The sequence below is a fragment of the Microbacterium sp. NPDC076768 genome (assembly GCF_040687205.1).
In the GTDB taxonomy this organism is placed as follows: Bacteria; Actinomycetota; Actinomycetes; order Actinomycetales; family Microbacteriaceae; genus Microbacterium.
The window spans coordinates 411,888-424,410 of sequence record NZ_JBFBMU010000003.1 but is presented as its reverse complement, the minus strand read 5'-3'; the positions used below and the strand labels follow the sequence as shown (position 1 = coordinate 424,410).

The 12,523-nt window shown below is 62.9% G+C and carries 12 protein-coding genes; 2 read left to right on the top strand and 10 right to left on the bottom strand.

Annotated elements, in window-relative coordinates; all coding sequences use genetic code 11:
• Positions 1-272 precede the first annotated feature (272 nt).
• A complete protein-coding gene (locus tag AB0O87_RS14225; RefSeq protein ID WP_363517385.1) occupies positions 273-1,550 on the top strand; it encodes a CoA transferase in 1,278 nt (425 codons plus the stop codon).
• Here AB0O87_RS14225 and AB0O87_RS14220 read toward each other — a convergent pair.
• From AB0O87_RS14220 to AB0O87_RS14205, 4 genes are read right to left on the bottom strand one after another with little or no spacing between them, the layout of a single operon-like run.
• A complete protein-coding gene (locus AB0O87_RS14220; protein ID WP_363517382.1) occupies positions 1,535-2,329 on the bottom strand; it encodes a DUF4184 family protein in 795 nt (264 codons plus the stop codon). The two genes, AB0O87_RS14225 and AB0O87_RS14220, sit on opposite strands and share 16 nt — an antisense overlap.
• An 11-nt stretch (positions 2,330-2,340) precedes the next feature.
• Complete coding sequence (tyrS, locus tag AB0O87_RS14215; RefSeq protein ID WP_363517379.1) at positions 2,341-3,642, bottom strand: tyrosine--tRNA ligase; 1,302 nt, start codon at positions 3,640-3,642, stop codon at positions 2,341-2,343.
• 28 nt (positions 3,643-3,670) lie between these two features.
• Complete coding sequence (locus AB0O87_RS14210) at positions 3,671-4,426, bottom strand: hypothetical protein (RefSeq protein ID WP_363517376.1); 756 nt, start codon at positions 4,424-4,426, stop codon at positions 3,671-3,673.
• On the bottom strand, positions 4,423-5,067 hold the full coding sequence (locus AB0O87_RS14205) for a SatD family protein (protein WP_363517374.1): 645 nt from the start codon (positions 5,065-5,067) through the stop codon (positions 4,423-4,425). The genes AB0O87_RS14210 and AB0O87_RS14205 overlap by 4 nt, the downstream gene beginning before the upstream one ends.
• Positions 5,068-5,127: 60 nt before the next feature.
• Between AB0O87_RS14205 and AB0O87_RS14200 the strand changes: the two genes are divergently transcribed.
• A complete protein-coding gene (locus tag AB0O87_RS14200; RefSeq protein ID WP_363517371.1) occupies positions 5,128-5,724 on the top strand; it encodes a DUF1349 domain-containing protein in 597 nt (198 codons plus the stop codon).
• A gap of 27 nt (positions 5,725-5,751) precedes the next feature.
• Here AB0O87_RS14200 and argH read toward each other — a convergent pair whose 3' ends face one another.
• From argH to argC, 6 genes are read right to left on the bottom strand one after another with little or no spacing between them, the layout of a single operon-like run.
• Positions 5,752-7,182, bottom strand: coding sequence for an argininosuccinate lyase (gene argH, locus AB0O87_RS14195; protein ID WP_363517368.1), 1,431 nt, complete (start codon positions 7,180-7,182; stop codon positions 5,752-5,754).
• Complete coding sequence (gene argF / locus AB0O87_RS14190) at positions 7,182-8,111, bottom strand: ornithine carbamoyltransferase (protein WP_363517365.1); 930 nt, start codon at positions 8,109-8,111, stop codon at positions 7,182-7,184. The genes argH and argF overlap by 1 nt, the downstream gene beginning before the upstream one ends.
• Positions 8,108-9,313, bottom strand: coding sequence for an acetylornithine transaminase (locus AB0O87_RS14185; RefSeq protein WP_363517362.1), 1,206 nt, complete (start codon positions 9,311-9,313; stop codon positions 8,108-8,110). The genes argF and AB0O87_RS14185 overlap by 4 nt, the downstream gene beginning before the upstream one ends.
• Positions 9,310-10,227, bottom strand: a complete 918-nt coding sequence (argB, locus tag AB0O87_RS14180; protein WP_363517359.1) for an acetylglutamate kinase — start codon at positions 10,225-10,227, stop codon at positions 9,310-9,312. Before argB ends, AB0O87_RS14185 begins: the two co-directional genes overlap by 4 nt.
• Entirely contained in the window at positions 10,224-11,381 is a 1,158-nt protein-coding gene (gene argJ / locus AB0O87_RS14175) for a bifunctional glutamate N-acetyltransferase/amino-acid acetyltransferase ArgJ (protein WP_363517356.1), read from the bottom strand. Before argJ ends, argB begins: the two co-directional genes overlap by 4 nt.
• Entirely contained in the window at positions 11,378-12,430 is a 1,053-nt protein-coding gene (argC, locus tag AB0O87_RS14170; protein WP_363517353.1) for an N-acetyl-gamma-glutamyl-phosphate reductase, read from the bottom strand. Before argC ends, argJ begins: the two co-directional genes overlap by 4 nt.
• Positions 12,431-12,523: the final 93 nt, after the last annotated feature.

Genomic DNA, 12,523 nt, shown 5'->3' with positions numbered 1-12,523 from the left:
GACAGCAACAGAAGAGGTGGAATCCCAACCCTAGACGCAAACGTCCGAACTCTCAAATGAGAGAAGATTGGGAGTGGTTCTCCGCTTGAGGGGGGTGAAGCTCTCGGCTCCTCCGCTTCCCTGTGGGGCGAACAAGTAATAAGTTACGCGGATCCAGGGGTTCTGGCAAATCGAGCCACACTGCCCGGGCGTGTCGTTAGCTGCTGGATTTGGATTCCACCTGGACAGGGGCAGTTTTCGTCTCAAAGGCCCCTTCGGCGTACGATCGCGCCATGTCTACGGCTGTCTCTCTTCTCCGTCGCATCTGCGACGAACTCGGTCTCACCGTGCAGGAGGAACTGCGTGCATCCCCACATCCCGTGCCGCTGTCGTCATGCCTCGCGACCTCCGAATTGGCGTGGGCGAGTGTGGCTGCAGTGGCAATTGCCGCAGGGGACTCCCCCGCAGCGTTGAGCTCCGCTCGCATCGCAACCGCGTACCGCAGCGACAGGTTCCTCACGATCGATGGAACCGCACCCTCGGTTTGGTCTCCGGTTTCCGGGTTCTGGCGCACCAACGATGGTTGGGTACGCACCCACGGAAACTATCCACACCACGCCGCAGCACTGCGTGCCGGCTTGCACCTTGGCTCGGACGCCGACGCCTCTCTCGTGCGGAACAGTCTCGAAGACCGAACCACGGCTGAGGCAATCACCGGCATCACGGCTGCTGGTGGTCTGGTTGTGGAAGTCAGGGAAGAGAATCCAGCCGTCGATCACGCGTTTCGCGAGCACCCGATCGTCGAGATCACCCCGACGGAGCAGTCCCTCCGAACGCCACGCTCCCTCAGCGGGATGCGCGTGCTCGACCTCACCCGGGTAATCGCTGGCCCCGTTTGCACTCGCACCCTCGCTCTTCTCGGCGCCGATGTTCTGCGGATCGATCCTCCTTCGTTGCCCGAACCGGAGTGGCAGCACTTCGATACCGGACACGGGAAGCGTTCAGCGTTGCTCGATGCTCGGTCTACTCGGATGCGTGAACTCCTGGAGCGCGCCGATGCCGTCGTGCTCGGATACCGCCCAGCCGCACTGCAGCGACTGGGACTCACTGCCGAATTGTTGCGAGAGCAGTACCCCGCACTAGTCGTGGCGGAGTTGAGCGCCTGGGGCGCAGCGGAGCCCGAGCGCGCTGGCTTCGACAGTCTTGTGCAGGCGGAGTCCGGAATCGCGATGATCGAGTCCCCCGATGGGCACTCCCCCGGAGCATTACCAGCCCAGGCGCTCGATCACAGCGCGGGGTACCTGCTTGCAGCCGCGTTGACGAGCTTGCTCCTGCGCCGCACGGATAACGGTCGCGGTGGGCTGGTGCGCGTTTCCCTCAGGAGGATTGCGGCTGAATTGCTGGGGCTACCTCGTCTAGCTGAGCCGCAGGTGTATCCCGATTTTGAGGTGGGACCGCATCTCCAACGCTTCGATGTCGATGGCAAAACCCTCGTCACCGCGCGCCCTGCGCTGCCCTTGTACGAGTTCGCTGCCCCGCATCTCTGGGGAGCGGATCAGCCTGCCTGGTGACGCCGGTTACGAAACAGCAGCACGACACAGAGCAGCAAGGTGCCCACTCCCCACACTGCACATGCTGGCGGCAAGACGCGATACGCAAGATGTCTGAACGTGAAGTCCGCGTCAAGAGGCCCCAGTGCGACAAGACCCCAGCACCACGCCGCGACGAGCAACACCGGCAGTGAAACCCACCAGGCGATGCGGACGCTTTGCGCAAGCGCCGACGTTGTATCGCGTCGAGGGGTGCGACGACGAAGCCAGCGCCAGGCCCACATCCCCAGGATCGCAAGTCCGACGATGCTCGACCCGTATTGAAGCCACTTGAATCCGGGGAGCGGACCCCACATCTCGTCGAGGATCGGAAGCACCTGCACTCCCCAGCGCCCCTCGTGGGTAAACAGATCCCAGACAATGTGCGAGACCACGCCAATCAGGAAAGACACCGCCAGAAGACCCGGGTACGACGACTTTTCACCGACCCCCACTGCGGAGCGTGCCGCCGCCACACCTCGCTGGCTCCACTCCTCTGGAATCTTGCGCGACAGCGCCGGTGGGGCGAGTTCGGGCACAGCTGGTCGCAGCACCGTGCGCCACAACAGAAAAAGTGCGAATGCCAGCAACGATGTCCACAAAACGTTGCTCAGCGTGTGGGTGAACGCGTAGTTCAGACCGATGCCACGAACGAACAACGGAAGGTCCGGTGTCATCGCGCCGATAGCGATCGCCGCAGGTACCAGTGGCGTACGCACAAAAGGCAACGCGATAACGGCGTGGCTAGGTGTGAACGGCATTGGCCTAGTGATTAGCCGATGAAGACTCCGGCAAGAGTCTTCTTGCCGCGTCGAAGCACCGACACACCACCGGGGAGGCTCCCCTGCACCGTGGTGGTCTCATCGTCTACACGTTCGCCGTCGAGACTGACACCACCCTGAGTGATTGCTCGTCTCGCTTCAGAGAGGCTGGACACAAGATTGGTTGCGACCAGCGCCTCCACGATCGAAGTTCCGGGGGTGACGGTTGCGTTCGGAAGTTCTTCCAACGCGGTGCGGAGCGTGCCGGCATCGAGGGCGGTGAGATCACCCTGACCGAATAGTGCATCGGACGCGGCGATAACCGCCGCAGCGGCATCGATCCCGTGCACGGTCGCCACTACCTCCAGCGCAAGACGCTTCTGGGCGGCGCGGCGGAACGGCTCGGCTTCTACGAGCGCTTCGTACTCTTCGATCTCTGCCTTGCTGAGGAACGTGAATACTTTCAGCCGACTGACAACGTCGGCGTCCGCTGTGCTCAACCAGAACTGGTACATGCGGTACGGGCTGCACATCTCGGCATCAAGCCAGATCGCGTTGCCCTCACTTTTGCCGAACTTGGTGCCGTCACTGTTCGTGATCAACGGGGTACCGATGGCGTGCACAGACGCTCCCTCGGAGCGCCGGATCAGCTCGGTTCCGCTGGTGAGGTTTCCCCACTGGTCAGACCCGCCGGTCTGCAAAACACAGTCGTATTGGCGGTACAGCTCAAGGAAGTCCATACCCTGCAGAATTTGGTAGCTGAACTCGGTGTAACTGATTCCCTCGTCGGAGTTCAGCCTGGCCGCGACCGCATCCTTCTTCAGCATGGTGCCGACCCGGAAGTACTTGCCGACTTCGCGCAGGAAGTCGATCGCGCTCAGCGGGGCCGTCCAGTCAAGGTTGTTCACGATGCGCGCTGCGTTGTCACCTTCGAAGCTGAGGTAACGCTCGACCTGCGTGCGCAGGCGCCCCACCCACTCTTCGACTGTCTCTGGAGTGTTCAGCGTGCGTTCTGCGGTGGGCCGCGGGTCACCAATCAAGCCGGTCGAACCGCCAACAAGCCCCAGGGGCTTGTGCCCGGCAAGCTGAATACGACGGAGCGTGAGGAGTTGCACCAGGTTGCCGAGGTGCAGGCTAGGAGCCGTCGGATCGAACCCGCAGTAGTACGTAATCGGGTCTCCCGCGAGCAGGGCGCGGAGCGCCTCCTGGTCAGTGGACACATGGACTAGACCACGCCACACCAGTTCGTCCCATACGTTCTCGAACGTGGGATCGATCGCCTGGGATGCGGTCGTCAAAGCGGGAGTTGGCACGCTTCCCAGGCTATCAGCGTGATGCACCTCAACTGTGCGCTGCCCACCAGACAAGGAAGGCGGATCCGAGGGCGATCACCCAGCTGACGAGACTGCCGACAAGGAAGTACTCCGCACGTGCACCGGTCTTCCCATCGCGGGAGATTTCGGGGAAGCGCACAATGCCCTTCGCTGCCAACATCGCCGCCAGAATTGGGTAGGCCATGGCGAGCGTAAGGATCAGCACAAGGATTCGCTCCAACGGTCCGATCAGGCGTCCGCCCTTGAAACCGTCGCCTGTATCGGCCACAGCTGGCTCATCGGTGGCAGCTGATTTGGGCGCAGCTGATTCGTCGGGCGACAGTGTCGGGCGCCAGGTGTGTTCGCCGTCGAGCGCCGCCCGCACCACGAGATTCGACGATTCGAGGAGAAAGACCCCGGCCCCGAGAGTGAGCATCGCAAGGTCGAAAGGCACCTCGCCGAACGGTGAACGCAGTTGCCACACCGAGCCAATCAGGCCTGCGTCTGCTCGGGCCTCAACAAAGACCACTGCGCCGATGCACAGCACTCCCAGAAGCACAGCAGGCCAAAACCCCAACGGCGCTGGCCGGTCGGCCGGCATGCCCCACACCCACAGCGCTCCCACAACCAGCGAGATCAACATCGGCAGGAGGGCGTCTCCGACACTGCCGAGGAGGAGCAGAGTCACGGCGACTGTGAGGTAACCGATCCATCGTCGAGGCGCGAACTGGCGCACAAGATCTGCGGCGCCAACCGCCAGGAGAATAAAGCCCGCGACGATCACGCGAGCGCCCCTCGGAGCACGGCGACACCCTCGATGAGAGCGGCGGCACCCGCGCTACGCAGCGATTTGGAGACACTGGGCTGCGTAATACCCTCTTCGTCCGCGAGCTCTTGCTGCGACCTGCCGATGAGCCGACCGTAGGTCAGCCGCCGTTCGCGTTCGTTCATTGCCCCCACCAGTTCGTCACGTACGAGGAGGTAGGCGTTTGATGCAACGATCATGCTCTCCCCCACTTCATTTTGCTCAGGGGCACCGACAATCCATGTGCGAGTTCGCGGCATTGCTCGCCGCTCGCGGGCCTGGACCGCCTCGATGGCGGCTCTAGCGGCGTACCATCCAGGGCCGTCGGCGAGTTCCCCATGTATGGATTCGACGGAGCGCACCTCCCCCACTCCGATACCGAAACGGAAAGCGATCCCATCTGGTAGCCGCAGTTGCACCATCAAGAGAGAGATCATGGCGCTTTCGAGGTCGCCATAGACCCCCTGCTGTTCATCACCCACCGTGGGTGTGAGCGGATGCTTTGCGAGTGGGAGATCCGTCTCGACTCTCGCGATGGTGTCATCGAGCACGCGCTGCGCATTCGGACGATCCTCAAGCTGTCGAGAGCCGACGATATCTGCGAGAACGGCGATGACCATCGCATAACCATATCAGGAATATGTTTGAGGTTATTCCCTGAGTGGCTATATGGTGGAGTTATGCCTGAAACGTGCATCATCTCGTGGTCCGATGGGACCTGGGTCCATCCGCCAGCCGCTGTACAGAGCAACTCGGAAGGAAACGGGGCCCTCGAGGTCACCGTGGCGGAGGGAAGCGACGCCTGGCGTCATACTGCCTACGGATTCGTGCACGACTCTGCCCCTGCTCTCCTCGCGCCCCTTGCCGTTGGCGAAGCCATGGAAGTCACATTCCATGCGGCATGGGAAGGCGAGTTCGACCAGGCCGGCCTCTTCGTGCGGATCGACGCGGAGCACTGGGCGAAAACCGGAGTCGAATATGCCGACGGGCACCTCGGACTCGGTGCAGTGGTGACCGCAGGGAAATCTGACTGGTCTGTCGGCCAAGTGGATCAGTGGCGCGAGCACGAGATCACGGTGCGGGTGAGCCGCTGGGCTGACTCGCTGGTCGTACGCGCCCGCGCCGCCGATGAACCGTGGCGACTGGTGCGTGTGGCCCCGTTCGACGGTGACGCCGCCGTCTTTGCTGGCCCTTTTGCTGCGGCCCCCACTCGTGCAGGCCTTACTGTGCACTTCACCCGATGGGAGAGGTCGGCGGCCGACACCGCACTGCATTGAATGCAGGCAATCGGCCGCCGAACAGAATTAGAGTCCCAGTGCGTGAGCCGCAGCCTGGGCGCGAGCCACGAGTTCGGCTCGCTGCTCTGTCACGCGGATCGGGGCAGTGCCGCCCACTCCCATCCGAGAAGCGACAGACCCCTCGATGGTGAGCACCTCCCGCACCTCGGAGACGAGATGCGGCGACACTGAAAGCAACAGCTCGTCTGAAGCGTCTTCCAGTCCGATCCCCTGCTCTTCACAGGCGCGCACGAGTGCACCCGAAATCTCATGAGCATCACGGAAAGGCACCCGACGTTTGACGAGCCACTCGGCCACATCCGTCGCCAGCGAGAAACCCTCCGGAGCCAGCGCGGCCATGCGTTCGGTGTTGAACCTCAGGGTCGCGACCATGCCAGCGAATGCCGGAAGCACAACTTCGAGGGTCTGCACCGAGTCAAAAACCGGCTCCTTGTCTTCCTGCAGATCGCGGTTGTATGCGAGCGGAAGCCCCTTGAGGGTGGCCATCAAACCGGAAAGGTTGCCAATGAGGCGACCAGATTTACCCCGAGCGAGCTCGGCGATGTCGGGATTCTTTTTCTGCGGCATGATGCTGGAACCTGTGGAGTAGCCATCATCAAGGGTCACAAAGCCGAATTCGCGCGTGTTCCAGAGAATGATCTCTTCTGACAGGCGCGAAAGGTCGACACCGGTCATGGCCGTGATGAACGTGAACTCTGCCACCACATCACGCGCGGCAGTGCCGTCGAGAGAGTTTTCTGCTGGGCGATCGAGACCGAGCTCCTTGGCGACAAGTGCAGGGTCGAGACCGAGCGTCGAACCAGCCAACGCTCCGCCACCGTAGGGTGAAACACCCGCACGACGACGCCAATCGACGAGGCGTTCCAGCTCGCGCACCAACGGCCAGCCATGCGCCTGCAGGTGATGGGCAAGCAGCACGGGCTGTGCGTGCTGCAGGTGAGTGCGTCCAGGGAGGATCGCGTCAGGATGCGCCTCTGCTTGCGCGACCAACGCATCGATCACGCGGAGGATGTCACGGGCGATCACCCGCGCATGGTCGATCAAGTACATGCGCACCAGAGTGGCGATCTGATCGTTGCGGCTGCGACCAGCGCGAAGGCGACCCCCGAGTTCAGGCCCGAGCTCAGCGATCAACGCCTGCTCTAGAGCGCCGTGCACATCTTCATCTGTGGGCATCGGCAGCAGCGTTCCATCGGCGACCTTGCGCGCCACGGCATCCAGCCCCGCATGCATCTGCTGCGCCTCGTCGGGTTCGAGGTAGCCAGCAGCTTCCAGGGCTTTGGCATGCGCATGCGATCCGGCGATGTCGTACGGCGCAAGAATCCAGTCGAAGTGGGTTGAGCGGCTGAGCTCTACGAGTTCCGGCGACGGCCCCGTCGCGAAGCGCGCCCCCCAGAGTGCGCCCTCGTTCGTGCCCTCATGTGCCTGTTCGCTCATCACGCGTCCTCCTTGCCGAGAAGCCACACCAGCAGAGCCTTCTGCGCGTGCAGCCGGTTTTCTGCTTCGTCCCAGACCACGCTCTGCGGTCCGTCGATGACAGCGGAGTCAACTTCGTACCCACGATCAGCAGGAAGGCAGTGGATGAAAATGGCTTCAGGATCAGCCAGCTTCATCGTGTCCGAGGTGACCTTGTAGTCGCCGAGGTCACGAATGCGTGCCAGCTTTTCTTCTTCTTTACCCATCGACACCCAGGTGTCCGTAACGACAACATCCGCACCTGCGGCTGCCTCGACGGGATCTGAGCTCAGCGTGATCGAACCGCCCGTCTCAGCCGCACGACGAGCCGCCGCCTCGATGACATCTGCGCGAGGGGCATAGTCTGCCGGCGAGGCGATGCGCACATGCATGCCAGCAGTCACACCGGCGAGCGCGTAGGAGTGCGCCATGTTGCTCTGGCCGTCGCCGAAGAACGTGAGTGTGAGTCCCTTCAACTCCCCCTTGTGCTCCCGGATGGTGAGCAGGTCAGCGAGGAGCTGGCAGGGGTGAAAGTCGTCAGACAGTGCATTGATGACCGGCACACGCGTACCCGCAGCCATCTCCTCGAGCCCCGCCTGCGCATAGGTGCGCCACACAATGGCCGCCACCTGGCGCTCGAGTACCCGAGCGGTGTCGGACGGCGTCTCTTTGCCCCCCAGCTGGCTGCTCGCCGTGGAGATAATCAGAGGCGAGCCGCCGAGATCGGCAATGCCGACTGCAAAAGAGACCCGCGTGCGGGTCGACGACTTGTCGAAGATGACGGCGACGGTCTTCGGGCCTGCAAGGCTTTTGTCAGCCCAGCGGTCCTTCTTGAGCTCGACCGCCAGATCGAGCACCTCCGCCTGCTCGGCAGGGGTCAGATCGTCGTCACGCAACAGGTGGCGGGTCATGCGGTTACCTTTCCAAAAACAGATGCCTGGACGTCGGCGAGTGACGCCGTGAAAATCTCGCGGAACTCCGCCAGCTCGGCATCGCCGATGTTGAGTGCCGGTGCGATCCGCACCGTCGAAGGATTGGCGGCGTTGATAATAAGGCCGCGCTCCTGCGCCGCGGCAACGACAGCACCGGCGACAGGTTCTGTCAGTGCGACCCCGATCAGGAGGCCGCGTCCGCGCACCCCGCTGATAAGTGGTGAGTCGAGCGCGTCGACCAACTCACGCAGTTCCGCACCGCGCTGGGCGGCGTTGTCGACCAACCCTGCGTTCTCGATCTCGGCCAACACGGCGTTGGCAACGGCCGTTGCGAGCGGATTTCCGCCGAAAGTCGAGCCGTGGGACCCGGGGGTAAAGAGCGCGCTTGCCGCCCCATACGTCACTAGAGCGCCGATGGGGAAACCGCCGCCGATCCCTTTCGCGAGGGTGATGGCGTCTGGCGTGATCCCATCGTGGCTGAAGCCGAACCACTTTCCGGTTCGCCCTGCGCCTGTCTGAATTTCGTCGACGATGAGAAGCGCGCCATGCGCGAGCGTCAGCGAGCGAGCGGCGGAAAGGTAGCCCTCTGGTAGCTCGACAACACCCGCTTCTCCTTGAATAGGCTCGACGATCACCGCAGCTACGCGGTCGTCCATCGCCGCTTCGAGTGCTTCGATCGTGGCGGGGATGTGCTCCACACCACCGGGCATCGGCTCAAACGGTGCACGCATCGATGCTTTCGAGGTCATCGCGAGCGACCCCATCGTGCGACCGTGGAAGGCGTTGTCGAGCGCAAGAATGCGCGGACGTTCTGTTCCGCCGTGCAGACGGGCGAGTTTGAACGCTGCCTCGTTCGCTTCGGCGCCGGAGTTGGAGAAGAATACTCGCCCTTCGATTCCCGCGCCGGCGAGTCGCTTGAGCCGTGCGGCGAGCGCAAGCTGCGGCGGGGTCGCGAAGTAGTTCGAGACGTGCGAAAGGGTCGCCGCCTGCTCCGACACTGCTTTCACGAATGCGGGGTGAGCGTGTCCCAGCGACGTGACGGCGATCCCTGCGAGGAAGTCGAGGTGACGTCGCCCATCCGCGTCCCACAGGTACGATCCTTCGCCGCGAACGAGGAGGGCCAACCGGTCGCCTCCATTGAGCACGAGATCGCGTGCGGCATCTTCCTGCCAGACGGTCATGCCGTCACCTCTTTCTTTCCGAGAACCACTTGAGTTCCGATTCCTTTGCTGGTGAAGAGCTCCACGAGCACGGAGTGCGGGACGCGGCCGTCGATAATGGCACCAGCGTCGACCCCACCCTCTACGGCATCGAGGCACGCGCGCATTTTGGGAATCATTCCCGACTCCAGCTTCGGCAGCATCTCGATCAGCGCGTCTGAGGTCAGGTGCGAAACGAGCGAGTCCCGGTTCGGCCAGTTGGCGTAGAGCCCTGGAACGTCAGTGAGGATCACCAGCTTGCGTGCGTTCAGCGCCACCGCGAGAGCTGCGGCGGCCGCATCGGCGTTGACGTTGAGTGAGTGCCCTGGGTTGTCCAGGTCGGGGGCGATGCTTGACACCACAGGAATACGACCAGCCGCAAGGTGGTCAAGTACCGGGGTGGGATCGACCTCGACGACGTCTCCTACCCGCCCGAGATCTACTTCTTCACCGTCGATCATGACGCCGCGGCGACGACCGCCGAAAAGACCTGCGTCTTCGCCGCTGAGGCCGGTGGCGATCGGACCGTGCGAGTTGATCTTCGTCACGAGCTGCGGGTTCACCTGGCCGGTGAGGACCATCCGCACGACGCTGATCGCTTCGGTGTTGGTAACGCGATAGCCGCCCTTGAACTCGCTGGGTATCTCTAACCGCTGCAGCATGTCGGAGATCTGCGGTCCTCCACCGTGCACCACGACGGGCAGCACACCGACGTATCGAAGGTAGGCGATGTCTTGCGCGAACGCTTCCTGCAATTCGTCAGAGACCATCGCGTTGCCGCCGTACTTGACGACGACGATCTGGTCACGGAACTTTTTGAGCCATGGCAATGACTCGATCAGCGTGGTCGCCTTCTGCGCCGCAATGTCTGGGGTGGTGTCCTGGATGTCGGTCATGAGGCGTACGCGCTGTTCTCGTGCACGTAATCATGGGTGAGGTCGTTGGTGAGCACGGTCGCTGTGGACTCCCCCACCTTCAAATCGATGATGAGGTGTGTGGCACGAGCTGTCAGGTCTACTTCTTCGCGCGGTCGGTCTGGCCCTCCCTGCGTGCAGACACGGACGCCGTTCATCCAGACGTCAACGTCGTATGGATCAAACTGTGCGCTCGTGGTACCGATGGCCGCGAGCACGCGACCCCAGTTTGGATCGTTGCCGAAGATTGCTGCCTTGAAGAGGTTGTTGCGCGCGACGGACCTACCGACCTCCACAGCCTCCTGCTCAGAGACGGCATGCTGCACCTCGATCGTGATGTCGTGGCCCGCACCTTCGGCATCGCCCTGAAGCTTGAGCGCCAGCTCTTGGCAGAGACCGGTCAGAGCCTCCGCGAACTCTTCGAGATCTGGCACGACTTCGGACGCACCGTTTGCGAGCAGAGTGACCTGATCGTTGGTCGACATGCAGCCGTCGGAATCCAGGCGGTCAAAAGTCTTGCCTGTGGCGCGGCGCAGTACCTCGTCTGCCTGCAGTGGCTCCAGCACAGCGTCGGTGGTGATCACGACAAGCATCGTGGCAAGACCGGGGGCCAGCATTCCTGCTCCCTTTGCCATCCCGCCGATGGTCCACCCACCGTGAGTGACCACGGCCATCTTTGCCACAGTGTCGGTGGTCATGATCGCTTCTGCTGCGTGATCTCCGCCATCGACGCTGAGGGCAGCGATGGCCTGCTCCGTCCCGTCGAGAACCTTGGCGCGGAACGCTTCGTCGCCGGTACCAATGAGCCCTGTCGAGCAGATGAGCACGTCACCCGCACTCACCCCGAGAAGCTCTGCGGCCTTTTCGGCAGTCTGGTGCGTGGTTTGAAAACCGAAGGCCCCTGTGAAGCAGTTCGCTCCTCCGGAGTTGAGCACGACAGCTTCCACGATCCGGTCCGCCACAGCTTGCTGCGACCAGATAATCGGATTGGCCTTCGCGCGGTTGCTGGTGAAGACGGCAGCGCCGACCTTGCGCGGACCGCGGTTGACGACGACGGCGACGTCTGGCTTACCGGTGGACTTGAGTCCTGCGGCAACACCGGCCGCTTCGAATCCTGCGGGGGCGGTGACGCTCACGGCGCAACTCCGTTCACTGAGAGGGCGCGGGACTCTGGGAGCCCGAGCGCGATGTTCATGGATTGAATGGCAGCGCCTGCGGTGCCCTTAACGAGGTTGTCGACGGCTGTGACAACCGTCACCCGGTTTGCTGCTCGATCGATAGCGAGCCCGATGAGTGCCGTGTTGGCGCCCAGCACGTCGGCTGTGCGGGGGAAGCGCCCGTCCGGCAGCAACTGCACGAAGGTCTCTTCGCCGTACGCGCTCTGCCACGCATCGCGGATCTGCGCATCCGTTACTCCCTCGACAATCGGAGCCGTCGAAGTCGCGAGAATACCGCGAGACATCGGCACGAGAACCGGCGTGAACGAGATGCGAATACTGTCTGCGTCTGCGCCCGACGCTGCGGCGAGCGCCTGTCGAATCTCGGGGATGTGCCTGTGTGTTCCCCCCACTGCATAGGGGTTCGCCGTGCCGAGAAGTTCGCTGCCTAGCAGGTTTGCTTTGAGGCTCCTTCCGGCGCCAGAGGGGCCGACCGCAAGCACAGAGACGATGTCTGAGGGGTCAATCACCCCGGCAGCGACTCCGGGCGCAAGGCTGAGGCTCACCGTGGAGGCATTGCACCCAGGGGCCGCAATACGTGTAGCGCCGCGAAGAATCTCACGTTGCTTTCCTGCACCGACGATCAGCTCGGGAACACCGTATGTCCACGGCTCGTGAAAGAGACCACCGTAGAACGAGTCCCATGCTGACTCTGAGGTGAGGCGGTGGTCAGCGCCGGCATCGATGACGAGGGGCGCGTCATCGAGCGCATCGGTGTACTGCCCCGATTGTCCGTGCGGCAGTGCGAGGAACACGACATCATGTCCGGAAAGAATCTGCGGTGTCGTGTCTTGCAGGGTGAGATGGGAAAGCGAGCGCAGGTGCGGCTGATGGTCGATCAGCGGCTGTCCGGCATTCGAATGCGCGGTAACTGTGCGGATTTCAATGTCGGGATGATCGGCGAGGAGGCGCAGAATCTCGCCGCCTGCGTAGCCGGATGCGCCAGATACGGCGACGGAATACGTCATGCTTCTACCTTAACGGTCGGGGCCTTCCTCCAAGGGAGGACCGGGGTCGGGGCCGGAGGCGGCGACACCGGCACTCCACCGCTACGCGCACGT